This window comes from Nonomuraea gerenzanensis, from assembly GCF_020215645.1.
Classification (GTDB): domain Bacteria; phylum Actinomycetota; class Actinomycetes; order Streptosporangiales; family Streptosporangiaceae; genus Nonomuraea; species Nonomuraea gerenzanensis.
The window spans coordinates 892,757-917,944 of record NZ_CP084058.1; the positions used below are offsets into that span (position 1 = coordinate 892,757).

Here is a 25,188-nt window from a genome sequence, read left to right on the forward strand (position 1 = left end):
TCAGGTTTAGTGCAGCCTTTGATAGGGGTACCCCAGTCACTGCAACACCGGTTGTCGGCATGGGTTCGCCCCCCGGTGTGACGGAGCGTTAACCGCCCCCGTTCGCGGGTATCGTCTTGGGCCTGGCGGTAGGCGATCAGTCACACAGGGGAGAAAACCCAGCGTCGGGGCCCTGAGTCGGCTAAAAGTCGGGCTCATGGGCTTGACGTTTCCGCCTGAACGGGCGATGCTGCGACCAACGTGGAGCATGCAGCGAGGGTGAAGTGGACAGGCGTGTGCCGTTCGGCTACACTGCCCCTTTGCGCTGCCCTTTGACGACCCGTGATGCTTGCTCACGTTGCGAGGTTGTCTGGCGTGCGTGTAGTCAGTCCGCCGCGAGCCCTCGGAAGGACATCTGTTGGCAGCCTCGCGCAACGCCTCCGCCGTACCCGCTGGTCCCCGTCGCGTCTCTTTCGCGCGTATCCAGGAGCCTCTCGAAGTTCCTGACCTTCTTGCTCTGCAGACCGAGTCTTTCGACTGGCTGCTCGGAAACGAGAAGTGGAAGGCCCGGGTAGAGGCGGCTCGTCAGGCCGGGCGCAGGGACGTCCCGACCCAGTCGGGCCTCGAAGAGATCTTCGAAGAGATCAGTCCGATCGAGGACTTCTCGGGGACCATGTCCCTGTCGTTCCGCGACCACCGGTTCGAGCCGCCGAAGTACTCCGTAGATGAGTGCAAAGAGAAGGACATGACCTTCTCCGCCCCGATGTTCGTGACGGCGGAGTTCATCAATAACACCACCGGCGAGATCAAGAGCCAGACGGTGTTCATGGGCGACTTCCCGCTCATGACGCCGAAGGGCACCTTCATCATCAACGGCACCGAGCGTGTCGTGGTCTCCCAGCTGGTCCGTTCGCCCGGCGTCTACTTCGAACGCAATGTCGACAAGACGTCCGACAAGGATCTGTACGGCTGCAAGGTCATCCCGTCGAGGGGTGCCTGGCTGGAGTTCGAGATCGACAAGCGCGACAGCGTCGGTGTGCGCATCGACCGCAAGCGCAAGCAGGCCGTCACCGTGCTTCTCAAGGCACTGGGGTGGACCAGCGACCAGATCCTCGAGCGCTTCGGCCAGTACGAGTCGATGCGGGCCACCCTGGAGAAGGACCACACCGCCGGCCAGGACGACGCCCTGCTCGACATCTACCGCAAGCTGCGGCCGGGCGAGCCGCCGACCAAGGAGTCGGCGCAGACCCTGCTGGAGAACCTCTACTTCAACCCCAAGCGGTACGACCTCGCCAAGGTGGGTCGCTACAAGATCAACAAGAAGCTGGGCGTCGACTCCGAGATCACCCAGGGCACGCTGACCGAAGAGGACATCGTCGCCACCATCGAGTACATCGTCCGCCTGCACGCGGGCGAGGAGTCGATGCCGGGCGCCAACGACCGTGAGGTCATCGTCGAGGTCGACGACATCGACCACTTCGGCAACCGCCGCCTGCGCAGCGTCGGCGAGCTCATCCAGAACCAGGTCCGCCTGGGCCTGGCCCGTATGGAGCGCGTCGTGCGTGAGCGCATGACCACGCAGGACGTCGAGGCCATCACGCCGCAGACCCTGATCAACATCCGCCCGGTCGTGGCGTCGATCAAGGAGTTCTTCGGCACCTCGCAGCTGTCGCAGTTCATGGACCAGACCAACCCGCTGGCCGGCCTGACGCACAAGCGGCGTCTGTCCGCGCTGGGCCCCGGTGGTCTGTCCCGTGAGCGGGCGGGCTTCGAGGTTCGAGACGTGCACCCGTCCCACTATGGCCGGATGTGCCCGATCGAGACGCCTGAAGGCCCCAACATCGGTCTGATCGGCTCGCTGGCCTCCTACGGCCGGATCAACGCCTTCGGCTTCGTCGAGACGCCGTACCGCAAGGTCGTCGACGGCAAGGTGACCGACCAGATCGACTACCTGACCGCCGACGAGGAAGACCGCTACGTCAAGGCACAGGCCAACACGGTGCTCAACGCCGACGGCTCCTTCGCCGAGGCTCGCGTCCTGGTCCGCACCAAGGGCGGCGAGACCGAGCTCATGCGGGCCGAGGAGGTCGACTACATCGACGTGTCGCCGCGCCAGATGGTGTCGGTGGCCACCGCGATGATCCCGTTCCTCGAGCACGACGACGCCAACCGCGCGCTCATGGGCTCCAACATGCAGAGGCAGTCGGTGCCGCTGCTGAAGAGCGAGGCGCCGCTGGTCGGCACCGGCATGGAGTACCGTGCCGCGACCGACGCCGGCGACGTCATCAGCGCCGAGAAGGCCGGCGTGGTGGAGGAGGTCTCCGCCGACTACGTCACGGTCATGAACGACGACGGCACCCGCACCACCTACCGGGTGGCCAAGTTCAAGCGCTCCAACCAGGGCACCAGCTTCAACCAGAAGCCGATCGTGGCCGAGGGTGACCGGGTGGAGGTCAACCAGGTCATCGCCGACGGTCCCTGCACGGACCAGGGCGAGATGGCGCTGGGCAAGAACCTGCTCGTGGCGTTCATGCCGTGGGAGGGTCACAACTACGAAGACGCGATCATCCTGTCCCAGCGGCTGGTCCAGGACGACGTCCTGTCCTCGATCCACATCGAGGAGCACGAGGTCGACGCCCGTGACACCAAGCTGGGCCCCGAGGAGATCACCCGGGACATCCCGAACGTCTCCGAGGAGGTCCTGGCCGACCTCGACGAGCGCGGCATCATCCGGATCGGCGCCGAGGTCGTGCCCGGCGACATCCTGGTCGGCAAGGTCACGCCCAAGGGTGAGACCGAGCTGACCCCGGAGGAGCGGCTGCTGCGCGCCATCTTCGGGGAGAAGGCCCGTGAGGTCCGTGACACCTCGCTGAAGGTGCCGCACGGTGAGCAGGGCAAGGTCATCGCCGTCCGCGTGTTCAGCCGCGAGGAGGGCGACGAGCTTCCCCCCGGCGTGAACGAGCTGGTCCGCGTGTACGTGGCCCAGAAGCGTAAGATCACCGACGGTGACAAGCTGGCCGGCCGGCACGGCAACAAGGGCGTCATCTCCAAGATCCTGCCGGTCGAGGACATGCCGTTCCTGGAGGACGGCACCCCGGTCGACATCATCCTCAACCCCCTCGGTGTGCCCGGCCGGATGAACGTCGGCCAGGTGCTGGAGACCCATCTCGGATGGATCGCCGCGCGTGGGTGGGACATCTCGGGCATCCAGGAGGCGTGGGCCGAGCGGCTGCGTGACAAGGGCTTCGAGCAGGTCGCCCCGCGCACCAACATGGCCACCCCGGTCTTCGACGGTGCCCACGAGGAGGAGATCGTCGGTCTGCTCGGCAACACCATCGCCAACCGTGACGGTGACCGGATGGTGCAGCCGACCGGTAAGGCCCGGCTGTTCGACGGCCGCTCCGGCGAGCCGTTCCCGTACCCGATCGCGGTCGGCTACATCTACATCCTCAAGCTGCTGCACCTGGTCGACGACAAGATCCACGCCCGGTCGACCGGCCCGTACTCCATGATCACCCAGCAGCCGCTCGGCGGTAAGGCCCAGTTCGGTGGCCAGCGCTTCGGTGAGATGGAGGTGTGGGCGCTGGAGGCGTACGGCGCCGCCTACGCCCTGCAGGAGCTGCTGACCATCAAGTCCGACGACGTTCTCGGCCGGGTGAAGGTCTACGAGGCCATCGTCAAGGGCGAGAACATTCCCGAGCCGGGCATCCCCGAGTCCTTCAAGGTGCTCATCAAGGAGATGCAGTCGCTGTGCCTCAACGTCGAGGTGCTCTCCAGCGACGGCATGTCCATCGAGATGCGCGACACCGACGAGGACGTCTTCCGCGCCGCGGAGGAGCTCGGTATCGACCTGTCCCGGCGTGAGCCGAGCAGCGTGGAAGAAGTCTGAGGGGGAGATCGCACAAAATGCTAGACGTCAACTTCTTCGACGAGCTCAGGATCGGTCTTGCGACGGCTGACGACATCCGTCAGTGGTCGCACGGCGAGGTCAAGAAGCCCGAGACGATCAACTACCGAACCCTCAAGCCGGAAAAGGACGGGCTCTTCTGCGAGAAGATCTTCGGTCCGACCCGCGACTGGGAGTGCTACTGCGGTAAGTACAAGCGCGTCCGGTTCAAGGGCATCATCTGTGAGCGCTGTGGCGTCGAGGTGACGCGCGCCAAGGTGCGTCGTGAGCGGATGGGCCACATCGAGCTGGCCGCGCCGGTCACGCACATCTGGTACTTCAAGGGCGTTCCCTCGCGCCTGGGCTACCTGCTCGACCTGGCCCCGAAGGACCTGGAGAAGGTCATCTACTTCGCGGCGTACATGATCACGCATGTCGACACCGAGATGCGTGAGCGTGACCTGCCCTCGCTGGAGGCGAAGATCTCCGTCGAGCGGCAGCACATCGAGCAGCGCCGCGACGCCGACGTCGAGGCCCGGCAGAAGAAGCTCGAGGCCGACCTGGCCGAGCTGGAGGCCGCCGGCGCCAAGGGCGACCAGCGCCGCAAGGTCCGCGAGGGCGCCGAGCGCGAGATGCGTCAGCTGCGCGACCGCGCCCAGCGTGAGCTGGACCGGCTCGACGAGGTCTGGAGCCGCTTCAAGAACCTCAAGGTCCAGGACCTCGAGGGCGACGAGCTGCTCTACCGCGAGATGCGCGACCGCTTCGGCCGCTACTTCAAGGGCGGCATGGGCGCGCAGGCGATCCAGGACCGCCTGATCAGCTTCGACCTCGACGCCGAGGCCGAGAACCTGCGCGAGACGATCCGCAGCGGCAAGGGCCAGAAGAAGGCCCGCGCTCTCAAGCGGCTCAAGGTCGTCTCGGCGTTCCTGAACACCACCAACTCGCCGCGCGGCATGGTGCTCGACTGCATCCCGGTCATCCCGCCGGACCTGCGGCCGATGGTGCAGCTCGACGGTGGCCGGTTCGCCACGTCCGACCTCAACGACCTGTACCGCCGGGTCATCAACCGCAACAACCGCCTCAAGCGGCTGCTCGACCTCGGCGCGCCCGAGATCATCGTGAACAACGAGAAGCGGATGCTGCAGGAGGCCGTGGACGCGCTGTTCGACAACGGCCGCCGCGGTCGCCCGGTCACCGGTCCCGGCAACCGGCCGCTGAAGTCCCTCAGCGACATGCTGAAGGGTAAGCAGGGCCGGTTCCGCCAGAACCTGCTGGGCAAGCGAGTCGACTACTCCGGCCGTTCGGTCATCGTCGTCGGCCCGCAGCTCAAGCTGCACCAGTGCGGTCTGCCCAAGCAGATGGCGCTGGAGCTGTTCAAGCCGTTCGTGATGAAGCGGCTCGTGGACCTCAACCACGCGCAGAACATCAAGTCGGCCAAGCGGATGGTCGAGCGCGCCCGCCCCGTGGTGTGGGACGTGCTCGAAGAGGTCATCACCGAGCACCCGGTGCTGCTCAACCGCGCTCCGACGCTTCACCGTCTGGGCATCCAGGCGTTCGAGCCGCAGCTGGTCGAGGGCAAGGCCATCCAGATCCACCCGCTCGTCTGCACCGCGTTCAACGCGGACTTCGACGGCGACCAGATGGCCGTGCACCTGCCGCTGTCGGCTGAGGCCCAGGCCGAGGCGCGCATCCTGATGCTCTCGACCAACAACATCCTCAAGCCGGCCGACGGCAAGCCCGTCACCATGCCCACCCAGGACATGGTGATCGGCCTCTACTGGCTGACCACCCAGAAGGACGGCGCGCTGGGCGAGGGCCGCGTGTTCGGCTCGATCGCCGAGGCGCAGATGGCCTTCGACCGCCGTGAGCTGGAGATCCAGGCGAAGATCCAGATCCGGCTCAAGGACGTCCTGCCGCCGCGCGAGTGGGTGGCCCCCGAGGGCTGGGAGCAGGGCGACCCGATCCGCCTGGAGACCACGTTCGGGCGGTGCCTGTTCAACCAGACGCTGCCGGACAGCTACCCCTTCGTCGACTTCCAGGTCGGCAAGAAGCAGCTGTCGACGATCGTGAACGAGCTGGCCGAGACCTACCCCAAGATCGAGGTCGCCAACTCGCTCGACGCGCTCAAGGACGCCGGCTTCCGCTGGGCGACCCGCTCCGGTGTCACGATCTCGATCGAGGACGTCGTCGCGCCGCCCAACAAGCAGGACATCATGGAGAACTACGAGCGCCGGGCCGACAAGGTCCAGCGCGAGTACGAGCGCGGCCTGATCACCGACGAGGAGCGCCGTCAGGAGCTCATCGAGATCTGGACGCACGCGACGGCCGACGTCGAGACCGACATGGTCAACGCCTTCCCGGCGACCAACCCGGTCTGGATGATGGTCAACTCCGGTGCCCGTGGTAACAAGATGCAGGTCAGGCAGATCGCCGGCATCCGTGGCCTGGTGTCCAACACCAAGGGTGAGACGATCCCGCGGCCGATCAAGGCCTCGTTCCGCGAGGGCCTGTCGGTGCTGGAGTACTTCATCTCCACCCACGGTCAGCGGAAGGGTCTGGCCGACACCGCTCTGCGTACCGCCGACTCGGGTTACCTGACCCGTCGTCTGGTGGACGTGGCGCAGGACGTCATCGTCCGCGAGATCGACTGCGGCACCGACCGCGCGGTCCCGCTGCACGTGGCCGACCGCGACGCGTCGGGCAACCTGGTCAAGGCGGAGAACGCCGAGTCCAACGTGCACGGCCGCATCCTGGCCGAGGACGTCGAGGTCGACGGCAAGATCATCGTCCCGGCGGGGGTCGACATCAACGACCTCCACGTGACGAAGCTGGTCGAGGCCGGCGTCGAGACCGTCCGCACCCGCAGCGCGCTCGTCTGCGAGGCCAAGATCGGGGTCTGCGCGACCTGCTACGGTCGCTCGCTGGCCACCGGCAAGCTCGTGGACGTCGGCGAGGCGGTCGGCATCATCGCCGCCCAGTCGATCGGTGAGCCCGGCACGCAGCTGACGATGCGTACCTTCCACACCGGTGGTGTGGCCGGTGCCGACATCACCCACGGTCTGCCCCGTGTCACGGAGCTCTTCGAGGCGCGCATCCCCAAGGGTGTCGCCCCGATCTCCGAGGCCGAGGGCCGGGTCCGCATCGACGAGACCGACAAGACCAGGAAGATCGTCATCACCCCGGACGACGGCTCCGAGGAGATCGCCTACCCGGTCTCGATGCGCTCGCGCCTGCTCGTGCAGGAGGGGCAGCGCGTCTCGGTCGGTCAGCAGCTCGTCGCCGGTGCCGTCAACCCGAACGAGGTGCTGCGCATCCTCGGCCCGCGGGCCGTGCAGCTGCACCTGGTGGCGGAGGTCCAGCAGGTCTACCGCTCGCAGGGTGTGTCGATCCACGACAAGCACATCGAGATCATCGTGCGGCAGATGCTCAAGCGCGTGAACGTGCTGGAGTCCGGTGACACCGACCTGCTGCCCGGCGAGCTGGTGGAGCGTCCGCGCTTCGAGCAGATGAACCGCGAGACCGTGGCCGAGGGTGGCTCGCCCGCCGCCGGCCGTCCGGTGCTCATGGGCATCACGAAGGCGTCGCTGGCCACCGAGTCGTGGCTGTCGGCGGCCTCCTTCCAGGAGACGACCAGGGTGCTGACGGACGCGGCGATCCACGCCAAGTCCGACTCGCTGCTGGGCCTGAAGGAGAACGTCATCATCGGTAAGCTCATCCCGGCCGGTACCGGCATGCCGCAGTACCGCAACATCCGGGTCGAGCCGACCGAGGAGGCCAAGGCCGCCATGTACACCGTCGGCGGGTACGACGGCTCGGCCGCCGACTACACCTTCGGCACGGGCAGCGGCGAGGCCGTCCCGCTGGAGGAGTACGACTTCGGCCAGTACAACCGTTAATCGCTCCAGGTGCCGCGCCCGGGTCTCTCGTCAGAGAGGCCCGGGCGCGTCGCGTTGCGGACCTCGTGGTCTTACGGCAGGCCATCCCCACCCCACCCGCCGCACGTGGCTGAGGGCCCTCCAGGGAGACGCCTCTGAGCCCTTCAGCGGCTGGCCGCCGTCACGGCGCACCGCGGGCAGGTGGCGTGGTCAGAGCATGCCCGTGAGCAGTTCCCTGACCTTGGTGGCCGCTTCGCTGATCGCCGTCACCCCGCCGGCGGAGGCCGTCAGCATGGCGAGGAAGCCCATGAGGCGGTTCGGGCGCTGTTCGCCCGCCGTCTCCTCCCGCAGCAGCTCGACCGCGGTGCCCGCGCCCTGGGGGTCGGCCAGCTCGTTCTGGTGGCGGGCGACGACGGACAGCAGCTGGTCGATGAGCCGGCGCAGCTCCTCCTGCTGGGCGCCGGTGCCGACGACGCCGTGGAAGTGGGAGCCGGGGGCGTGGCCGAAGTTGGAGCCTGGGGCGTTGCCGTAGTTGGTGCCGCCGTAGTTGACGCCTTCGTGCTGGGTCATGGTTTCTCGCCTTTCTGGGCGGGGCCGGTGCTGCCTCGGAAGCTGGAGCCGGGCGCGTTGCCGAAGTTGGAGCCTGGGGCGTTGCCGAAGTTCGAGCCGCGGGCGTCGATCTTGTTGTGGGTGATCTGGGTGATGCGCTCGGTCACCTCGCCGGTGTCGATGCCGTGGTCGGACAGGAACCGGCTGACGGCCTTGAACACCGCCTCGTGCACGACCTGGTCGAACATCTCCACGTCCCGTTCGATGAAGAAGCGGCGCAGGTCGTCGCCCATCGCCAGCTCCCGCACGCTGATGAGCGCGCCGTAGTCGTACAGGCCCCGGTTCTGGATGACCGTGCGGTCGTCGCGTTCCTGGCGGCGCAGGGCCGCGCCCCTGGCCCAGCGCCCGGCGAGGCGGAAGGGGGCGGTGAGCAGCAGGGGGATCGTCCTTGCCGCGCCCTCGCCGATTGCGACGGCCAGGCCCGTCAGCGGGTCGGAGGAGACGCGGTCCACCTCGGAGTACTCGCGCGCCAGCGGGAAGAGCATGTAGGTGCTGCCCTCCATGAACAGGGAGCCGCGCAGCCTGATCGCCCTGATGAAGATGGTGACGATCAGCTGGCCGCCCCAGCCGAGCACCTCCACGCAGAGGTAGACACGGGCCGAGGACTCGGGGGTGCGCGAGACGGCGCGCAGCAGCTCGGCGTCCGTCGTGACCAGCGGCGGGGCCAGGGGGTCCGGTAACAGGTCGGGGGCGTGGTTGATGTCGACGCCGTTGATGAACAGGCGCTCGGTGAGCCGGAGGTTCGGCAGGCCGGTGGCGGCCACCTCCCGCGCGAGGTGGGCGTGCACGTCGTCGGAGTGGAAGGGGCGGGGCGGCCGGTCCTTGTGCGCGGGCTTGGTGATGTCGATGGCGAACGACCAGCCGTGGTACTCCACGCCGCTGCCGACGAAGGGCCGGTAGCCGGAGAAGACCATGACGTTGCCGTGCTGGGCCTGGACCAGGCGGCGGACCTGGCGCCTGGCGCGCGGGCCGTACGCGCCGGGGGCGGCGCCTGCGGTGAACCGGCCGCTGGACAGGCGCCTGCCCAGGACGACGACCCTGGTGTGGAAGAGGTGCGCGGCCACCACCAGCCAGGCCAGGCTCAAGGGCAGCAGGGCCAGGACGCCGAGGCCGGGCAGGTCCTCCGGGCCGCTCAGGTCGTCCAGGTCGTCCAGGGCTTCGAGGGCGTCCAGCTCCGGCAGCACGCCGGTCAGGGCGGCCACCACGGTGCCCACAGCGGCTGCGGCGATGAGCAGGAGGAGCACGTCGCGGAGCGTGCGGTGGCGCTCGGCGGCCAGCGCGTGCCGGGCCACCGCCGGCAGCTCCACCCCGTAGGAGGGGGCGATGGCGCGGTAGGGGTGGCCGAGGGTGTGGCTGATCACCTCGCGGGCGAAGGACTCGTCGAGGTAGCAGGCCGCGCACAGGTAGCGGGTGGTGTTCGTGGGGCGCTGCAGGGGAGCGGAGGTGGTGTGGTGCTCGTCCGGCACGCCGCCGCCGTGGATCTGCAGCACGGCCTCCACGCCGCCCATGCGCACGCGCTGGCCCACCGCCAGGCGTACGGGCTGGTGGATGCGGGCGCCGTCGATCCAGGTGCCGTTGGTGGAGTCGCAGTCGGCGATCCAGGCCGACCCGCCCGCCAGCCAGACCCTGGCGTGCCGGCGGCTGATCTCCACCGAGTCGATGCGCAGGGGTGAGGTGCGGCCGATCTCGGTGGGTGACTCCGAGACGGGCAGTCGCAGGCCCCGCAGCTCGCGAGGCTTGACCAGGACGAGTTCGAAGGGGGAGGTGTGGGAGCCGGGCCAGGGCCCGCCGGCCGCCTCAGCCAACGCGGCCTCCGTCCGGGTGCCGAGCGAGCCCCTGATGCGGCTGGTCAAGGAGCTGTGACATGTCCGTCGTCCCCTCTCGCTGATTCGCCACGCGACGTTATCCGTACGGTGAGGAGCACGCTTCAGGGAGTGACCTAGGGATTACCCTAGGGACGGTCTTGCGGACTTCACCTTTCCGATGCCCGGGCTTCGGCGAAGCGCTCGCAAGATGGTCGCGAAGCCCGATATCATGGACGGCGGAGCTGTAGATGGGCTGGATGAAAGGGCCCCCGGCGATCCGGAGTGGCAAGGCTTACGGGCTTGTCGCGCCGTTTTGACGTGTCGCCAGGGCCTGGGTAGTCTTGAGCATCGTGCCCGTCTTCTAGCGGGCTCTCGACCGTGCGCTCATTACGGGCGCGGGACGGCTTCCTGGCTCGTAATCCTCGCGGACGTGTCTGTGTGAACAGCGCGACACGCCCGAGCGCGGGGGCGCCGAGACAAGAACAATCAGCAGGTCATGACACCGGCAGTACCTGCGAAATGCAAGACCTCATGACGTAACACCGGCCAAGGCACGAAACGGAGTGGCAGTGCCCACTATTCAGCAGTTGGTCCGCAAGGGCCGGCAGGACAAGGTCGCCAAGACCAAGACTCCTGCCCTCAAGGGGAGTCCGCAGCGGCGCGGCGTGTGCCAGCGCGTTTACACCACGACCCCGAAGAAGCCCAACTCGGCACTGCGCAAGGTGGCCCGCGTTCGGCTCACGAACGGCATCGAGGTCACGGCCTACATCCCCGGTGTGGGTCACAACCTGCAGGAGCACTCCATCGTGCTCGTGCGTGGCGGTCGTGTGAAGGACCTGCCTGGTGTTCGCTACAAGATCATCCGCGGTTCGCTCGACACCCAGGGTGTCCGCAACCGCAAGCAGGCCCGTAGCCGCTACGGCGCGAAGAAGGAGAAGAGCTAACAATGCCTCGTAAGGGTTCTCCTGGCCGTCGTCAGCTCATGTCTGACCCGGTTTACAGCTCGCCGCTGGTGACCGCCCTGATCAACAAGGTGCTTCTGGACGGCAAGCGCTCCATCGCGCAGTCGATCGTCTACGGCGCCCTCGAGGGCTGCAGGGAGAAGACGGGTAACGACCCGGTCGTCACCCTCAAGCGCGCGCTTGACAACGTCAAGCCGACCCTCGAGGTCCGCAGCCGCCGCGTCGGTGGCGCGACCTACCAGGTGCCGGTCGAGGTGCGCGCCGCGCGCAGCACCACCCTGGCCCTGCGCTGGCTGGTGCAGTACTCCCGCGCCCGCCGCGAGAAGACCATGACCGAGCGCCTCATGAACGAGCTCCTCGACGCCAGCAACGGCCTCGGGGCGAGCGTGAAGAAGCGCGAGGACACCCACAAGATGGCCGAGTCCAACAAGGCCTTCGCTCACTACCGCTGGTAGTGGGTTCGACGAGACGACGAGGACGCGAGAGAAGTGGCCACCCAGACCGCTCTTGACCTGGCCAAGGTCCGAAACATCGGGATCATGGCCCATATCGACGCGGGCAAGACCACCACGACCGAGCGCATCCTGTTCTACACCGGGATCAACTACAAGATCGGTGAAGTCCACGAGGGCGCTGCCACGATGGACTGGATGGAGCAGGAGCAGGAGCGCGGCATCACGATCACGTCGGCCGCGACCACCTGTGAGTGGGCCGGTCACACGATCAACATCATCGACACGCCGGGTCACGTCGACTTCACCATCGAGGTTGAGCGCTCGCTGCGCGTCCTCGACGGTGCCGTCGCCGTGTTCGACGGTGTGGCCGGTGTCGAGCCGCAGTCGGAGACGGTGTGGCGTCAGGCTGACCGCTACGACGTCCCCCGGATCTGCTTCGTCAACAAGATGGACCGTGTCGGCGCGGAGTTCCACCGCTGCGTCGACATGATGATCGGCCGCCTGGGCGCGACCCCGGCCGTCATCCAGCTTCCGTGGGGTGTTGAGGCCGACTTCAAGGGCGTCATCGACCTCATCAAGATGAAGGGGCTCATCTGGAGCGCCGAGGCTGCCAAGGGCGAGATGTACGACACCGTCGACATCCCGGCCGACCACGCCGAGGCCGCCCGTGAGTGGCGTGACAAGCTGGTCGAGACCGTCGCCGAGAACGACGACGAGCTGATGGAGCTCTTCCTGGAGGGCACCGAGCCCACCGAGGAGCAGCTGGTCGCGGCCATCCGCCGCGCGACGCTGTCCAGCGCCATCAACCCGGTCCTGTGCGGTACCGCGTTCAAGAACAAGGGCGTGCAGCCCCTGCTCGACGCGATCGTCGCCTACCTCCCCGCGCCGACCGACATCCCGGCCTTCAAGGGCCACGCGGTCGGTAACGAGGAGAAGGTCATCGAGCGTCACGCGGACCCGACCGAGCCGTTCTCCGCGCTGGCCTTCAAGATCGCCAGCGACCCGCACCTGGGCAAGATCACCTACATCCGCATCTACTCGGGCACGCTCGAGGCCGGTTCACAGGTCATCAACTCTGTGAAGGGCAAGAAGGAGCGGATCGGCAAGATCTACCAGATGCACGCCAACAAGCGCGAGGAGCGCCCGTCGGCGATCGCCGGTCAGATCGTGGCCGTCATGGGTCTGAAGGACACCACGACCGGTGACACCCTCTCCGACCCGTCGAACCAGGTCGTGCTCGAGTCGATGACGTTCCCGGCTCCGGTCATCAACGTCGCCATCGAGCCCAAGACCAAGGGCGACCAGGAGAAGCTGTCCACCGCCATCCAGCGGCTGGCCGAGGAGGACCCGTCCTTCCAGGTCCGCCGTGACGAGGAGACCGGTCAGACGGTCATCTGGGGCATGGGCGAGCTTCACCTCGAGATCCTCGTCGACCGCATGCGGCGCGAGTTCAAGGTCGAGGCGAACGTGGGCCGCCCGCAGGTGGCCTACCGCGAGACCATCCGCCGCAAGGTGGAGAAGATCGACTACACCCACAAGAAGCAGACCGGTGGTTCCGGTCAGTTCGCGCGGGTGATCATCAACCTCGAGCCGCTGGGCGAAGGCAACGACGGCTACGAGTTCGAGAACAAGGTCACCGGTGGCCGCGTCCCGAGGGAGTACATCCCGTCGGTCGACGCCGGCGCCCAGGAGGCCGCCGAGTTCGGCGTGCTGGCCGGTTACCCGATGGTGGGCGTGAAGGTTACGCTGACCGACGGTGCGGCCCACGACGTGGACTCCTCGGAAATGGCGTTCAAGATCGCCGGTTCGATGGCCTTCAAGGAGGCCGCGCGCAAGGCGGACGCCGTGCTCCTCGAGCCGATGATGGCCGTCGAGGTGACCACGCCCGAGGACTACATGGGTGACGTCATCGGTGACCTCAACGGTCGCCGCGGGCAGATCCAGGCGATGGACGACCGGGCCGGTGCCAAGGTCGTCCAGGCGCTCGTGCCGCTGTCTGAGATGTTCGGCTACGTGGGTGACCTGCGTAGCAAGACGCAGGGGCGCGCGAGCTACAGCATGCAGTTCGACTCCTACGCGGAGGTGCCTCCGGGCATCGCCAAGGAGATCGTCGCGAAGGCCCGGGGCGAGTAGTTTCCAGTCCGATCCCGCGAGGGATCGGACCGGGACTTCTGTCCTGGTCCCTGGTGGGGTGGTGAGAGCCACCCCGCCGCCAAGGGGTTCGGGAGTTCCCGGGCCCGAGTGTGTAGACGAAAGTCAGTCAGATTCTCAAGGAGAGAACCAGTGGCTAAGGCCAAGTTCGAGCGGACCAAGCCGCACATGAACATCGGCACCATTGGGCACATCGACCACGGCAAGACCACGCTGACCGCGGCGATCACCAAGGTGCTCCACGACCGTTACCCCGAGCTGAACAAGGCGACCCCGTTCGACAAGATCGACAAGGCGCCCGAGGAGAAGGCTCGTGGTATCACGATCTCCATCGCGCACGTCGAGTACCAGACGGAGAAGCGTCACTACGCGCACGTTGACTGCCCGGGTCACGCCGACTACGTCAAGAACATGATCACCGGTGCCGCCCAGATGGACGGCGCCATCCTCGTGGTCGCCGCCACCGACGGCCCGATGCCGCAGACGAAGGAGCACGTCCTCCTGGCCCGCCAGGTCGGCGTTCCCTACATCGTCGTGGCTCTGAACAAGTCCGACATGGTGGACGACGAGGAGATCCTGGAGCTCGTCGAGCTCGAGGTCCGCGAGCTCCTGTCCGCTCAGGAGTTCCCCGGCGACGACCTGCCGGTCGTCCGCGTCTCCGCGCTCAAGGCTCTCGAGGGCGACGAGAAGTGGGCCGACAGCATCATCGAGCTGATGAACGCCGTCGACGAGAACGTCCCCGAGCCCCCGCGTGAGACGGAGAAGCCGTTCCTCATGCCGGTCGAGGACGTCTTCTCGATCACCGGTCGCGGCACCGTCGTCACCGGCCGTATCGAGCGCGGCATCGTCAAGGTCAACGAGCAGGTCGACATCATCGGCATCAAGCCGGAGAAGACCACGACCACCGTCACCAGCATCGAGATGTTCAACAAGATGCTCGACGAGGGTCACGCGGGCGACAACGCCGCCCTGCTGCTCCGCGGCATCAAGCGCGACGACGTCGAGCGCGGCCAGTGCATCATCAAGCCGGGCACGACGACCCCGCACACCGAGTTCACCGGCCAGGTCTACATCCTGTCCAAGGACGAGGGCGGCCGCCACACGCCGTTCTTCAACAACTACCGTCCTCAGTTCTACTTCCGTACGACTGACGTGACCGGCGTTGTGAACCTCCCCGAGGGCACCGAGATGGTCATGCCGGGCGACAACACCGAGATGCGCGTTGAGCTGATCCAGCCCATCGCCATGGAGGAAGGCCTCAAGTTCGCGATCCGTGAGGGTGGCCGCACCGTCGGCGCCGGTCGGGTCACGAAGATCATCAAGTAGCTGGACCGTCGGGGCGGCGGTCGGCCCCGAACCTTCGGGCCGGCCGCCGCACCGCGTAGGGCCCCATGCAAGGCGCCGTGATCCAGCAGTCGCTTCGGCCAACGAGCGAAGGCGAGTGACCGAAGTCACTGCCGGATCACGGAAGAAAAGGCAGATCGACTACGTCTGCCTCGTGGGGTTAATGCGGGGTTGCACCTGCATGAACACACAGCGGCACAGGCCGCACGATACTTTTTCAGACGACAGCGAAGGACACCGAGGCCACTATGGCGGGACAGAAGATCCGCATTCGGCTCAAGGCCTATGACCACGAGGTCATCGACAGCTCGGCCAAGAAGATCGTCGAGACGGTGACGCGGACTGGCGCGAAGGTCGCGGGCCCGGTGCCGCTGCCGACCGAGAAGAACGTGTACTGCGTCATCCGCTCGCCGCACAAGTACAAGGACAGCCGCGAGCACTTCGAGATGCGCACGCACAAGCGGCTGATTGACATCATCGACCCGACCCCCAAGACGGTTGACTCGCTCATGCGGCTCGACCTCCCCGCGGGTGTCGACATTTCGATCAAGCTCTGAGGGAACGCACTGACATGGCTAAGACGATCAAGGGCGTCCTGGGCAAGAAGCTCGGCATGACCCAGGTCTTCGACGCGGACAACCGGCTCGTTCCGGTCACCGTGGTCGAGGCCGGTCCGTGCGTGGTGACCCGCGTCCGCACTGCTGACAAGGACGGCTACTCCGCCATCCAGCTCGGCTTCGGGCAGGTCGACCCCCGGAAGGTCAACAAGCCGCTCGGCGACTACCTGCGTAAGCACGACATCACCCCGCGCCGTTACTTCGCGGAGATCCGCACCGACGACGCGAGCGACTACACCCTGGGCCAGGAGCTGCTGGCCGACACCTTCGAGGCCGGCCAGTTCGTCGACGTGACGGGCAAGAGCAAGGGCAAGGGCTTCGCCGGTGTCATGAAGCGGCACGGCTTCGGTGGTCTGGGCGCGTCGCACGGTACGCAGCGCAAGCACCGTTCGCCGGGTTCCATCGGTGGCTGCGCCACCCCGGGCCGCGTTTTCAAGGGTCTGCGCATGGCTGGCCGGATGGGTAACGTCCGCACCACTGTGCAGAGCCTCAAGGTTCACGCCGTGGACGCCGAGAAGGGCCTCATCCTGATCAAGGGTGCGATCCCCGGCGCCAACGGCAGCCTGGTCCTCGTCCGTACCGCTGCCAAGAAGGGGGCTGCCAAGTGAGCACCACTATTGACGTCCTCGACGCCAGCGGCGCGAAGGCCGGCACGGTTGACCTGCCCGAAGACATCTTCGGCGCCAAGGTCAACGTTCCGCTGATCCACCAGGTGGTCGTGGCCCAGCTCGCCGCTCGCCGGCAGGGCACCCACAAGGCCAAGACCCGTGGTGAGGTCTCCGGCGGTGGCAAGAAGCCGTACCGCCAGAAGGGCACCGGCCGCGCCCGCCAGGGTTCGACCCGTGCGCCGCAGTTCACCGGCGGTGGCACCGTCCACGGCCCCGTGCCGCGCGACTACTCGCAGCGCACGCCCAAGAAGATGAAGGCCGCCGCCCTGCGTGGCGCCCTGTCGGACCGGGCGAGCGGCAACCGCGTGCACGTGGTGAGCTCGCTGGTCTCGGGCGAGACGCCCAAGACCAAGGCCGCGCTCGAGGCCCTGCGCAAGGTCACCCAGTCCGCCCGCGTCCTGGTCGTGGTCGACAGCGACGACGAGCTGACCTGGCTGAGCCTGCGCAACGCTCCCGAGGTCCACCTGCTGGACGCCGGGCAGCTCAACACCTACGACGTGCTCGTGCACGACGACGTGGTCTTCACCCAGGAGGCGTACGACCAGGTCGTGGCGCGGCTGAGTGGCGGGAAGGAAGACGCCTGATGGAGAAGATCGCCGACCCGCGCGACATCATCATCAAGCCGGTCGTCTCTGAGAAGAGCTACGGCCTGATCGACGAGAACAACAAGTACACGTTCCTGGTGAAGAAGACCGCGAACAAGACCCAGGTCAAGATCGCCGTTGAGCAGATCTTCGGGGTCAAGGTCACCAGCGTGAACACGATCAACCGGCAGGGCAAGCGCAAGCGCACCCGTACCGGTTACGGCAAGCGTCCCGACACCAAGCGCGCGATCGTGAGCCTGGTCGAGGGCGATCGGATCGACATCTTCGGTCAGATCGGCTAGCAGCCATAGAAGTGAGTGGGCTCCCCGAGGGCCCGCGGGGTGAGACCGTCGCATTTCGGTGCGGCGGGCTCACCCATGTAACCGACGAAGGATGAACGAAAAAGATGGGCATCCGTAAATACAAGCCGACGACTCCGGGTCGCCGCGGATCGAGTGTCTCGGACTTCTCCGAGATCACCCGCAGCACCCCCGAGAAGTCGCTGCTTGCGCCCCTTCACAGCAAGGGCGGCCGCAACGTACACGGCCGGGTCACCGCTCGCCACCAGGGCGGCGGTCACAAGCGCGCCTACCGGATCATCGACTTCCGCAGGCACGACAAGGACGGCATCCCGGCCAAGGTCGCTCACATCGAGTACGACCCCAACCGCACCGCCAACATCGCCCTGCTCCACTACGCCGACGGCGAGAAGCGCTACATCATCGCGCCGACCGGCCTCAAGCAGGGCGACAGGATCGAGAACGGTCCCGCCGCCGACATCAAGCCGGGCAACTGCCTGCCGCTGCGCAACATCCCGACCGGTACCTTCATCCACGCGGTGGAGCTCCGTCCGGGCGGGGGCGCCAAGCTCGGCCGCTCCGCGGGCGCTCAGATCCAGCTGCTCGCCAAGGAGGGCACCTACGCCACGCTGCGTATGCCGTCCGGTGAGATGCGCATGGTGGACGTGCGGTGCCGCGCCACGGTGGGTCAGGTCGGCAACGCCGAGCAGGCCAACATCAACTGGGGCAAGGCCGGCCGTATGCGGTGGAAGGGCAAGCGCCCGACCGTCCGCGGTGTCGCGATGAACCCCGTCGACCACCCGCACGGTGGTGGTGAGGGTAAGACCTCCGGTGGTCGTCACCCGGTGAACCCCAAGGGCAAGCCCGAGGGCCGTACCCGTCAGGCGAACAAGGCCAGCGACAGGCTGATCATCCGCCGTCGGTCCAAGAGGAAGAAGCGGTAGGAGCAGCCGAAATGCCACGTAGCCTTAAGAAGGGCCCCTTCGTGGACGACCACCTGCAGAAGAAGGTGGACGCCCAGAACGAGAAGGGCACCAAGAACGTCATCAAGACGTGGTCGCGTCGCTCCATGATCGTTCCCGACATGCTCGGGCACACGATCGCTGTGCACGACGGCCGCAAGCACGTCCCGGTGTTCGTCACCGAGTCGATGATCGGTCACAAGCTCGGAGAGTTCGCCCCGACGCGTACGTTCCGCAGCCACGTCAAGGAAGACCGCCGCAGCCGGCGGTAAGCGTCCCGGAAGTAGGAGAAAGCGATGGAAGCCAGGGCTCAGGCGCGGTTCGTCCGTGTCACGCCCCTCAAGGCCCGCCGCGTGGTGGACCTTATTCGCGGGCTGCCCGCTTCGGAGGCGCAGGCCGTGCTGCAGTTCGCTCCCCAGTCGGCGAGCGAGCCGATCTACAAGGTGCTCAGCTCCGCCATGGCGAACGCCGAGCACAACTTCGATCTCGACCCCAACACGCTCTTCGTGAGCCGTGCGTGGGTCGACGAGGGCCCGACGCTGAAGCGGTTCCGCCCGCGTGCACAGGGTCGCGCCTATCGGATCAACAAGCGGACGAGCCACATCACCGTGATCGTGGAGTCCCGCGAGCCGAAGGGAAGGACCCGATAGTGGGCCAGAAGGTTAACCCGCACGGGTTCCGCCTCGGCATCACGACCGACTTCAAGAGCCGGTGGTACGCCGACAAGCTGTACAAGTCGTACGTCGCCGAGGACGTGGCGATCCGCCGCATGCTGCAGAAGGGCATGGAGCGGGCCGGCATCTCCAAGGTCGAGATCGAGCGCACGACGGACCGCGTGCAGGTGGACATCCACACCGCGCGTCCCGGCATCGTGATCGGCCGTCGCGGCGCCGAGGCCGACCGCATCCGCGGCGACCTGGAGAAGCTGACCAAGAAGCAGGTCCAGCTCAACATCCTCGAGGTCAAGAACCCCGAGATCGACGCTCAGCTCGTCGCGCAGGGCGTGGCCGAGCAGCTGTCGAGCCGCGTCTCGTTCCGCCGCGCCATGCGCAAGGCGATGCAGTCGGCCATGAAGTCCGGCGCCAAGGGCATCCGTGTCCAGTGCTCCGGTCGTCTGGGCGGCGCCGAGATGTCGCGGTCGGAGTTCTACCGCGAGGGCCGGGTGCCGCTGCACACGCTGCGCGCGGACATCGACTACGGCTTCTACGAGGCCCGCACGACCTTCGGCCGCATCGGCGTGAAGGTCTGGATCTACAAGGGCGAGGCTCCGACGAGCCGCGCCGAGCGTGAGGCGGCTGCCGCCGGCGCTCGTGCCGGCCAGCGTCGCGAGCGCGACGACCGTCGTGGTGGCGGCGGCGACCGTCCGCGTCGTGGTGGCGGCGACCGCCCCCGTCGTGGCGGCGGCCGTGGCGACCGCGCCCCCCGCAACGAGGCGGCCGCGCAGGCCGCCCCCGAGACCGGCCCGGCTGCGCAGCCGGGTGCTGAAGGGAGCTGACCATGCTGATCCCGCGCAGGGTCAAGCACCGCAAGCAGCACCGGCCTGACCGCAGCGGAGCCGCCAAGGGCGGCACCAGGGTCGTGTTCGGCGAGTTCGGCATTCAGGCTGTTGAGCACTCCTACGTGACCAACCGCCAGATCGAGTCCGCTCGTATCGCCATGACCCGTCACATCCGCCGTGGCGGCAAGGTGTGGATCAACATCTACCCCGACCGTCCGCTCACGAAGAAGCCGGCCGAGACCCGCATGGGTTCCGGTAAGGGCTCGCCGGAGTGGTGGATCGCCAACGTCAAGCCCGGACGCGTGATGTTCGAGCTGTCCGGCGTGGCGGAGCCGATCGCTCGCGAGGCGCTTCAGCGTGCGATCCACAAGCTCCCGATGAAGTGCAAGATCGTTAAGCGTGAAGTGGGTGAGGCGTGATGGCTAAGGGCCTGACCGCCGGCGAGCTGCGAGTGGAGGACCAGGACACCCTGGTGCAGAAGCTCAAGGAGGCCAAGGAGGAGCTGTTCAACCTCCGCTTCCAGGCGGCGACCGGTCAGTTGGAGAGCCACGGGCGGCTGCGCGCCGTCCGCCGCGAGATCGCCCGTATCTACACCGTGATGCGCGAGCGCGAGCTGGGCATCGTCACGGTCGAGAAGGAGACGAGCGATGGCTGAGACCACCGAGACCACCGAGACCGCCGAGAACGGCGAGTCCCGGAACTTCCGCAAGGTCCGCGAGGGCCTCGTCGTCAGCGACAAGATGGACAAGACCGTCGTCGTCGCCGTCGAGGACCGCGTGAAGCACCGGCTGTACGGCAAGGTCATCCGCCGTACGACCAAGTACAAGGCGCACGACGAGGCCAACGCCTGCGGCGTCGGCGACCGCGTGCTGCTGATGGAGACCCGTCCGCTCTCCGCCACCAAGCGGTGGAGGGTCGTGGAGATCCTCGAGAAGGCCAAGTAAGGCCCTCTCCGATATACCGCGCCTCGTGGGGGCTCCCAGAGCCCCCATGACGGCGTCCAAGGACGCGGGGCCCACAGCCCCGCGTCGCCTGCGGTGCGGCGCCCTCCGGGGCGCTGTGGCCGTGGGAACAAGACAATGCCAGGTTCCGCCAGGCTCAGAGATGAGAACCGGCGCGACTATCAGGAGTAGACGTGATCCAGCAGGAGTCGCGGCTCAAGGTCGCCGACAACACGGGCGCGAAGGAGATCCTTTGCATCCGTGTTCTCGGTGGCTCGGGCCGACGCTACGCCGGTATCGGCGACGTCATCGTCGCCACTGTCAAGGACGCGCTGCCGGGCAGCACGGGCGTCAAGAAGGGTGACGTGGTCAAGGCCGTCGTCGTCCGTACGGTCAAGGAGCGCCGCCGGCCCGACGGCTCCTACATCCGCTTCGACGAGAACGCCGCCGTCATCATCAAGGACAGCGGTGACCCTCGTGGCACTCGTATCTTCGGCCCGGTCGGCCGCGAGCTGCGCGACAAGAAGTTCATGCGCATCATCTCGCTCGCCCCGGAGGTGTTGTAAATGCCGAAGTCGCTGCACGTGAAGAAGGGTGACCTGGTCCAGGTCATCGCCGGCAAGGACAAGGGTGCCAAGGGCCGTGTGATCGCCACGCTGCCGCGCGAGGACCGCGTGGTGGTCGAGGGCATCAACATGATCAAGAAGCACGCCAAGGAGACCCACCAGGGCCCGCGCGGTGCCAAGACCGGCGGCGTGCAGACCATGGAGGGCCCGATTCACGTCTCGAACGTGAAGAAGCTCAAGGACGACAAGCCCGCCGAGAAGAAGGCCGACGAGAAGAAGGCCGACGAGACGGGTGAGGACAGCTGATGACTGCCACGACCACTGAGAACGAGACCGCGACCGAGCGCCCGACGCCGCGACTCAAGACGAAGTACCGCGAGGAGATCGCGGCCCAGCTTCGCGAGCAGTTCGGCATCGAGAACGTCATGCAGATCCCGGCCCTGACCAAGATCAAGGTCAACATGGGTGTCGGCGAGGCGGCTCGCGACTCGAAGCTCATCGAGGGCGCTGTCCGCGACCTCACCGCGATCACCGGTCAGAAGCCGGCCGTCGTCCGGGCGCGCAAGTCCATCGCGCAGTTCAAGCTGCGCGAGGGCATGCCGATCGGCGCGCACGTCACGCTGCGCGGCGACCGCATGTGGGAGTTCCTCGACCGGCTGCTGGCGCTGGCCCTGCCCCGAATCAGGGACTTCCGCGGTCTGTCGCCCAAGCAGTTCGACGGCAACGGGAACTACACCTTCGGTCTGACCGAGCAGGTCATGTTCCACGAGGTCGACCAGGACAAGGTCGACCGGGCGCGGGGCATGGACATCACGATCGTGACCACCGCGAAGAACGACGACCAGGGCCGGGCGCTGCTGAAGCTCCTCGGCTTCCCGTTCAAGGAGGCCTGATCCAATGGCGAAGAAGTCGCTGATCGCCAAGGCGGGGCGCAAGCAGAAGTTCGAGGTCCGGGCCTACACGCGTTGCTCGCGTTGCGGTCGCCCGCGCGCGGTCTACAGGAAGTTCGGCCTGTGCCGCGTGTGCTTCCGCGAGATGGCGCACCGGGGCGAGCTGCCCGGCATCACCAAGTCGAGCTGGTAGATACCCTGAAGGGCGGCTCTCTCGCAGGGCCGCCCCTCATGTTCGTAGAAGACAGGGCGCACAACGCGCCCACGACCACGCCAAAGGTCCACCGGCAGAGCGCTGCTTCGCCGACTGGAAACCGTGGTGAGGAAGGCCACTGGCCATGACGATGACCGACCCGATCGCAGACATGCTCACACGTCTGCGCAACGCGAATTCGGCGTACCACGACAGCGTGTCGATGCCGTACTCGAAGATCAAGGCGCACATCGCCGAGATCCTCCAGCAGGAGGGTTACATCCAGGCTTGGACCGTCGAGGACGCCAAGGTCGGGAAGAACCTCGTGGTGGAGCTCAAGTTCGGGCCCACCCGTGAGCGGTCGCTCGCGGGCCTGCGCCGGGTTTCCAAGCCCGGTCTGCGGGTTTATGCGAAGAAGGACAACCTGCCTCGAGTCCTGGGCGGACTGGGCGTCGCGATCATCTCGACGTCCCACGGCCTCATGACCGACAAGCAGGCCGGCAAGCGTGGCGTGGGCGGCGAAGTCCTCGCCTACGTCTGGTAGAGGGGAGGAACACAGCATGTCGCGAATCGGACGGCTGCCCATCCCTGTGCCGAGTGGCGTCGACATCACGATCGACGGCCAGGATGTCCAGGTCAAGGGCCCGAAGGGCACGCTCACTCACACGGTCGCCGAGCCCATCAAGGTCGCTCGGGACGACGACGGCGCCATCGCCGTCACCCGGCCCAACGACGAGAACAAGGTCCGTGCGCTGCACGGCCTGTCCAGGACGCTGATCGCCAACATGGTGCAGGGCGTCACTCAGGGCTACTCCAAGAGCCTTGAGATCGTCGGCGTCGGTTACCGCGTCCAGGCCAAGGGCCCGACGCAGCTGGAGTTCTCTCTGGGCTTCAGTCACCCGGTCATCGTCGACGCCCCCGATGGCGTCAGCTTCCGCGTCGAGAAGCCGACCCTGTTCCACGTGGACGGCATCGACAAGCAGAAGGTCGGCGAGGTCGCGGCCAACATCCGCAAGTTGCGCAAGCCTGACCCGTACAAGGGCAAGGGCGTGCGTTACCAGGGCGAACAGATCCGCCGCAAGGTCGGAAAGGCTGGTAAGTAGGCATGGCTCCGAAGACTGCGTTCAGCAAGCACACGGCTGCCCGCACCGTCTCGCGGGCCCGCCGTCACCGCCGCGTCCGCAAGAACGTCGTCGGTACGGCCGCGCGTCCGCGTCTGGTCGTCAACCGCTCGACCCGTCACATGTTCGTCCAGATCGTGGACGACTCCGTCGGCCACACGCTGGTGAGCGCGTCCACCATGGACCCCTCGCTGCGGTCGCTGGAGGCGGACAAGACCGAGAAGGCGAAGAAGGTCGGCGAGCTCCTCGCTCAGCGGGCCAAGGAAGCCGGGATCACGGCGGTCGTCTTCGACCGCGGTGGCAACCGCTACGCCGGGCGCATCGCCGCTCTGGCGGACAGCGCCCGCGAAGGCGGGCTCGAATTCTGATGACCGCAATGGAGAAGAGGAACCACTGATGGCTGCAGCTCCGCGTCGCGGTGGCGGCACCGGTGGCGAGCGGCGGGACCGTCGTGACGATCGCCGCGGCGGCGCCGCCGACAAGGGCGTCTCGTACATCGAGCGCGTAGTGAAGATCAACCGAGTGGCCAAGGTCGTGAAGGGTGGTCGTCGCTTCAGCTTCACCGCCCTCGTCGTCGTCGGTGACGGCAACGGCCTGGTCGGCGTCGGCTATGGCAAGGCCAAGGAAGTCCCCGCGGCCATCGCCAAGGGTGTCGAAGAGGCGAAGAAGCACTTCTTCAAGGTCCCCCGGATCCAGGGCACGATCCCGCACACCGTGCAGGGCGAGGAGGCGGCCGGCGTCGTCTTCCTGCGTCCGGCCTCGGCCGGTACCGGCGTCATCGCCGGTGGCCCGGTGCGCGCGGTCCTGGAGTGCGCGGGCATCCACGACGTGCTGTCCAAGTCGCTCGGCTCGGACAACCCGATCAACATCGTGCACGCCACCGTGGCGGCGCTGAAGGGCCTTTCGCGCCCCGAGGAGATCGCCGCCCGCCGTGGCCTGCCGATCGAGGACGTGGCCCCGCCTGCCATGCTCAAGGCCCAGCGTGAGGGTCTGGCGGAGGCGGCGGCCGCGAAGGCGGTGAGCTAGTCATGGCACGCCTGAAGATCACTCAGGTTCGCTCGAAGATCGGTGGCAAGCAGAACCAGCGTGACTCGCTGCGTTCGCTTGGCCTGAAGCGAATCGGCGACGTCGTCGTCAAGGAGGACCGGCCCGAGATTCGCGGCATGGTCTCCGTGGTGACGCACCTCGTCGAGGTGGAAGAGGTCGACTAGTCATGACTGACAAGGCTCCGCTGAAGATTCACGACCTGCGTCCGGCCCCCGGCGCCAACAAGCCGAAGGTCCGCAAGGGCCGCGGCGAGGCGTCCAAGGGCAAGACCGCCGGTCGCGGCACCAAGGGCTCGCACGCCCGTACCACGGTGCCCCTCGGTTTCGAGGGTGGCCAGGTGCCGCTGCAGAGGCGTCTGCCGAAGCTCAAGGGCTTCTCCAACGCCCTGTTCAAGACGACCTACCAGGTCGTCAACCTCGACAGGATCGGCGAGCTGTTCCCCGAGGGTGGCGAGGTCACCGTCGAGGCTCTGGTCGCCAAGGGTGCTGTTCGCAAGAACCAGCTCGTGAAGGTGCTCGGCACCGGCGAGATCTCGGTCGCGGTGAACGTGACGGCTCACGCCTTCTCGTCCTCCGCGAAGGAGAAGATCGCCGCCGCCGGTGGTTCCGTTACCGAGCTGTAGTAACGCTATGACGAGGCGTGGGGGCTCTGACAATGGGCCCCCACGCCCGTAGTGCGTTAGAGTTCGCGAGACGGCAGGCTTCTGTCCGGCTCGTTTGACAATGAGACTTCAGAT

The 25,188-nt window shown here is 67.0% G+C and carries 29 protein-coding genes; 27 read left to right on the forward strand and 2 right to left on the reverse strand.

Annotated elements, in window-relative coordinates; translation table 11 throughout:
- Positions 1–397 precede the first annotated feature (397 nt).
- Positions 398–3,868 carry a DNA-directed RNA polymerase subunit beta gene (gene rpoB / locus LCN96_RS04650; RefSeq protein WP_225271344.1) on the forward strand — a complete coding sequence of 1,157 codons (3,471 nt, stop codon included), beginning with the start codon at positions 398–400 and terminating at the stop codon, positions 3,866–3,868.
- Between the two features lie 17 nt (positions 3,869–3,885).
- The gene (locus LCN96_RS04655; protein WP_225271345.1) at positions 3,886–7,761 is read left to right on the forward strand and encodes a DNA-directed RNA polymerase subunit beta'; all 3,876 of its coding nucleotides are present in this window, start codon (positions 3,886–3,888) and stop codon (positions 7,759–7,761) included.
- A 189-nt stretch (positions 7,762–7,950) separates the two neighbouring features.
- Here the strand turns inward: LCN96_RS04655 and LCN96_RS04660 are convergent, their stop codons facing one another.
- A complete protein-coding gene (locus tag LCN96_RS04660) occupies positions 7,951–8,310 on the reverse strand; it encodes a hypothetical protein (protein ID WP_225271346.1) in 360 nt (119 codons plus the stop codon).
- Complete coding sequence (locus tag LCN96_RS04665) at positions 8,307–10,202, reverse strand: FHA domain-containing protein (RefSeq protein ID WP_225271347.1); 1,896 nt, start codon at positions 10,200–10,202, stop codon at positions 8,307–8,309. Before LCN96_RS04665 ends, LCN96_RS04660 begins: the two co-directional genes overlap by 4 nt.
- Before the next feature lie 521 nt (positions 10,203–10,723).
- Here LCN96_RS04665 and rpsL point away from each other — a divergent pair.
- From rpsL to rplO, 25 genes are all read left to right on the forward strand, one after another.
- Positions 10,724–11,098, forward strand: a complete 375-nt coding sequence (rpsL, locus tag LCN96_RS04670) for a 30S ribosomal protein S12 (RefSeq protein ID WP_043623420.1) — start codon at positions 10,724–10,726, stop codon at positions 11,096–11,098.
- A gap of 2 nt (positions 11,099–11,100) precedes the next feature.
- A complete protein-coding gene (rpsG, locus tag LCN96_RS04675) occupies positions 11,101–11,571 on the forward strand; it encodes a 30S ribosomal protein S7 (protein ID WP_043623423.1) in 471 nt (156 codons plus the stop codon).
- A gap of 84 nt (positions 11,572–11,655) precedes the next feature.
- Entirely contained in the window at positions 11,656–13,704 is a 2,049-nt protein-coding gene (gene fusA, locus LCN96_RS04680) for an elongation factor G (protein WP_311132212.1), read from the forward strand.
- Positions 13,705–13,854: 150 nt separating this feature from the next.
- On the forward strand, positions 13,855–15,048 hold the full coding sequence (gene tuf / locus LCN96_RS04685; protein ID WP_043623429.1) for an elongation factor Tu: 1,194 nt from the start codon (positions 13,855–13,857) through the stop codon (positions 15,046–15,048).
- Positions 15,049–15,314: 266 nt separating this feature from the next.
- Entirely contained in the window at positions 15,315–15,623 is a 309-nt protein-coding gene (rpsJ, locus tag LCN96_RS04690; protein ID WP_012887830.1) for a 30S ribosomal protein S10, read from the forward strand.
- A gap of 14 nt (positions 15,624–15,637) precedes the next feature.
- The gene (gene rplC, locus LCN96_RS04695; protein ID WP_225271349.1) at positions 15,638–16,291 is read left to right on the forward strand and encodes a 50S ribosomal protein L3; all 654 of its coding nucleotides are present in this window, start codon (positions 15,638–15,640) and stop codon (positions 16,289–16,291) included.
- Positions 16,288–16,935, forward strand: a complete 648-nt coding sequence (rplD, locus tag LCN96_RS04700; RefSeq protein WP_185110308.1) for a 50S ribosomal protein L4 — start codon at positions 16,288–16,290, stop codon at positions 16,933–16,935. Before rplC ends, rplD begins: the two co-directional genes overlap by 4 nt.
- Positions 16,935–17,237 (forward strand): 50S ribosomal protein L23, encoded by a 303-nt coding sequence (rplW, locus tag LCN96_RS04705; protein WP_080043238.1) that lies wholly within the window; start codon positions 16,935–16,937, stop codon positions 17,235–17,237. The genes rplD and rplW overlap by 1 nt, the downstream gene beginning before the upstream one ends.
- Before the next feature lie 104 nt (positions 17,238–17,341).
- Positions 17,342–18,178 carry a 50S ribosomal protein L2 gene (rplB, locus tag LCN96_RS04710; RefSeq protein WP_043623439.1) on the forward strand — a complete coding sequence of 279 codons (837 nt, stop codon included), beginning with the start codon at positions 17,342–17,344 and terminating at the stop codon, positions 18,176–18,178.
- A gap of 11 nt (positions 18,179–18,189) precedes the next feature.
- Positions 18,190–18,468: a 30S ribosomal protein S19 gene (gene rpsS / locus LCN96_RS04715; RefSeq protein ID WP_030451498.1), complete on the forward strand. Its 279-nt coding sequence runs from the start codon at positions 18,190–18,192 to the stop codon at positions 18,466–18,468.
- Between the two features lie 24 nt (positions 18,469–18,492).
- On the forward strand, positions 18,493–18,846 hold the full coding sequence (rplV, locus tag LCN96_RS04720) for a 50S ribosomal protein L22 (protein WP_148439696.1): 354 nt from the start codon (positions 18,493–18,495) through the stop codon (positions 18,844–18,846).
- Positions 18,846–19,691, forward strand: coding sequence for a 30S ribosomal protein S3 (gene rpsC / locus LCN96_RS04725; protein ID WP_225271350.1), 846 nt, complete (start codon positions 18,846–18,848; stop codon positions 19,689–19,691). Before rplV ends, rpsC begins: the two co-directional genes overlap by 1 nt.
- A gap of 2 nt (positions 19,692–19,693) precedes the next feature.
- Positions 19,694–20,113, forward strand: coding sequence for a 50S ribosomal protein L16 (gene rplP / locus LCN96_RS04730; protein WP_080043233.1), 420 nt, complete (start codon positions 19,694–19,696; stop codon positions 20,111–20,113).
- Positions 20,113–20,349 (forward strand): 50S ribosomal protein L29, encoded by a 237-nt coding sequence (rpmC, locus tag LCN96_RS04735; RefSeq protein WP_080047279.1) that lies wholly within the window; start codon positions 20,113–20,115, stop codon positions 20,347–20,349. The genes rplP and rpmC overlap by 1 nt, the downstream gene beginning before the upstream one ends.
- Complete coding sequence (gene rpsQ / locus LCN96_RS04740; protein WP_148439694.1) at positions 20,342–20,638, forward strand: 30S ribosomal protein S17; 297 nt, start codon at positions 20,342–20,344, stop codon at positions 20,636–20,638. Before rpmC ends, rpsQ begins: the two co-directional genes overlap by 8 nt.
- A 191-nt stretch (positions 20,639–20,829) precedes the next feature.
- Positions 20,830–21,201: a 50S ribosomal protein L14 gene (gene rplN, locus LCN96_RS04745; protein WP_043623452.1), complete on the forward strand. Its 372-nt coding sequence runs from the start codon at positions 20,830–20,832 to the stop codon at positions 21,199–21,201.
- Positions 21,202–21,507, forward strand: coding sequence for a 50S ribosomal protein L24 (rplX, locus tag LCN96_RS04750; RefSeq protein WP_311132214.1), 306 nt, complete (start codon positions 21,202–21,204; stop codon positions 21,505–21,507).
- On the forward strand, positions 21,507–22,094 hold the full coding sequence (gene rplE, locus LCN96_RS04755; protein WP_225271351.1) for a 50S ribosomal protein L5: 588 nt from the start codon (positions 21,507–21,509) through the stop codon (positions 22,092–22,094). Before rplX ends, rplE begins: the two co-directional genes overlap by 1 nt.
- Positions 22,095–22,098: 4 nt before the next feature.
- Positions 22,099–22,284, forward strand: a complete 186-nt coding sequence (locus LCN96_RS04760; protein WP_020542298.1) for a type Z 30S ribosomal protein S14 — start codon at positions 22,099–22,101, stop codon at positions 22,282–22,284.
- Positions 22,285–22,429: 145 nt separating this feature from the next.
- On the forward strand, positions 22,430–22,828 hold the full coding sequence (rpsH, locus tag LCN96_RS04765; protein ID WP_020542297.1) for a 30S ribosomal protein S8: 399 nt from the start codon (positions 22,430–22,432) through the stop codon (positions 22,826–22,828).
- A gap of 16 nt (positions 22,829–22,844) precedes the next feature.
- Positions 22,845–23,387 (forward strand): 50S ribosomal protein L6, encoded by a 543-nt coding sequence (gene rplF / locus LCN96_RS04770; RefSeq protein WP_225271352.1) that lies wholly within the window; start codon positions 22,845–22,847, stop codon positions 23,385–23,387.
- 2 nt (positions 23,388–23,389) lie between these two features.
- Complete coding sequence (rplR, locus tag LCN96_RS04775; RefSeq protein ID WP_225271353.1) at positions 23,390–23,773, forward strand: 50S ribosomal protein L18; 384 nt, start codon at positions 23,390–23,392, stop codon at positions 23,771–23,773.
- A 28-nt stretch (positions 23,774–23,801) separates the two neighbouring features.
- Positions 23,802–24,431, forward strand: a complete 630-nt coding sequence (gene rpsE / locus LCN96_RS04780; protein ID WP_043623468.1) for a 30S ribosomal protein S5 — start codon at positions 23,802–23,804, stop codon at positions 24,429–24,431.
- A gap of 2 nt (positions 24,432–24,433) precedes the next feature.
- The gene (gene rpmD, locus LCN96_RS04785; protein ID WP_080043226.1) at positions 24,434–24,616 is read left to right on the forward strand and encodes a 50S ribosomal protein L30; all 183 of its coding nucleotides are present in this window, start codon (positions 24,434–24,436) and stop codon (positions 24,614–24,616) included.
- Between the two features lie 2 nt (positions 24,617–24,618).
- The gene (rplO, locus tag LCN96_RS04790) at positions 24,619–25,074 is read left to right on the forward strand and encodes a 50S ribosomal protein L15 (RefSeq protein WP_225271354.1); all 456 of its coding nucleotides are present in this window, start codon (positions 24,619–24,621) and stop codon (positions 25,072–25,074) included.
- The last annotated feature ends 114 nt before the right edge of the window (positions 25,075–25,188 follow it).

What these genes read in the sequence shown, in the direction of transcription:
- rpsS (WP_030451498.1), top strand. Translation starts at nt 18,190, where the DNA reads ATGCCACGTAGCCTTAAGAAGGGCCCCTTCGTGGACGACCACCTGCAG.
- rpsH (WP_020542297.1), top strand. Translation starts at nt 22,430, where the DNA reads ATGACGATGACCGACCCGATCGCAGACATGCTCACACGTCTGCGCAAC.
- LCN96_RS04655 (WP_225271345.1), top strand. Translation starts at nt 3,886, where the DNA reads ATGCTAGACGTCAACTTCTTCGACGAGCTCAGGATCGGTCTTGCGACG.
- rplB (WP_043623439.1), top strand. Translation starts at nt 17,342, where the DNA reads ATGGGCATCCGTAAATACAAGCCGACGACTCCGGGTCGCCGCGGATCG.
- rpsQ (WP_148439694.1), top strand. Translation starts at nt 20,342, where the DNA reads ATGGCTGAGACCACCGAGACCACCGAGACCGCCGAGAACGGCGAGTCC.
- rplX (WP_311132214.1), top strand. Translation starts at nt 21,202, where the DNA reads ATGCCGAAGTCGCTGCACGTGAAGAAGGGTGACCTGGTCCAGGTCATC.
- rpsJ (WP_012887830.1), top strand. Translation starts at nt 15,315, where the DNA reads ATGGCGGGACAGAAGATCCGCATTCGGCTCAAGGCCTATGACCACGAG.
- rplF (WP_225271352.1), top strand. Translation starts at nt 22,845, where the DNA reads ATGTCGCGAATCGGACGGCTGCCCATCCCTGTGCCGAGTGGCGTCGAC.
- rplV (WP_148439696.1), top strand. Translation starts at nt 18,493, where the DNA reads ATGGAAGCCAGGGCTCAGGCGCGGTTCGTCCGTGTCACGCCCCTCAAG.
- rpsG (WP_043623423.1), top strand. Translation starts at nt 11,101, where the DNA reads ATGCCTCGTAAGGGTTCTCCTGGCCGTCGTCAGCTCATGTCTGACCCG.
- rplO (WP_225271354.1), top strand. Translation starts at nt 24,619, where the DNA reads ATGACTGACAAGGCTCCGCTGAAGATTCACGACCTGCGTCCGGCCCCC.
- rplC (WP_225271349.1), top strand. Translation starts at nt 15,638, where the DNA reads ATGGCTAAGACGATCAAGGGCGTCCTGGGCAAGAAGCTCGGCATGACC.
- LCN96_RS04760 (WP_020542298.1), top strand. Translation starts at nt 22,099, where the DNA reads ATGGCGAAGAAGTCGCTGATCGCCAAGGCGGGGCGCAAGCAGAAGTTC.
- fusA (WP_311132212.1), top strand. Translation starts at nt 11,656, where the DNA reads ATGGCCCATATCGACGCGGGCAAGACCACCACGACCGAGCGCATCCTG.
- rplR (WP_225271353.1), top strand. Translation starts at nt 23,390, where the DNA reads ATGGCTCCGAAGACTGCGTTCAGCAAGCACACGGCTGCCCGCACCGTC.
- LCN96_RS04660 (WP_225271346.1), bottom strand. Translation starts at nt 8,310, where the DNA reads ATGACCCAGCACGAAGGCGTCAACTACGGCGGCACCAACTACGGCAAC.
- rplP (WP_080043233.1), top strand. Translation starts at nt 19,694, where the DNA reads ATGCTGATCCCGCGCAGGGTCAAGCACCGCAAGCAGCACCGGCCTGAC.
- rpmD (WP_080043226.1), top strand. Translation starts at nt 24,434, where the DNA reads ATGGCACGCCTGAAGATCACTCAGGTTCGCTCGAAGATCGGTGGCAAG.
- rplE (WP_225271351.1), top strand. Translation starts at nt 21,507, where the DNA reads ATGACTGCCACGACCACTGAGAACGAGACCGCGACCGAGCGCCCGACG.
- rpsE (WP_043623468.1), top strand. Translation starts at nt 23,802, where the DNA reads ATGGCTGCAGCTCCGCGTCGCGGTGGCGGCACCGGTGGCGAGCGGCGG.
- rpmC (WP_080047279.1), top strand. Translation starts at nt 20,113, where the DNA reads ATGGCTAAGGGCCTGACCGCCGGCGAGCTGCGAGTGGAGGACCAGGAC.
- rplW (WP_080043238.1), top strand. Translation starts at nt 16,935, where the DNA reads ATGGAGAAGATCGCCGACCCGCGCGACATCATCATCAAGCCGGTCGTC.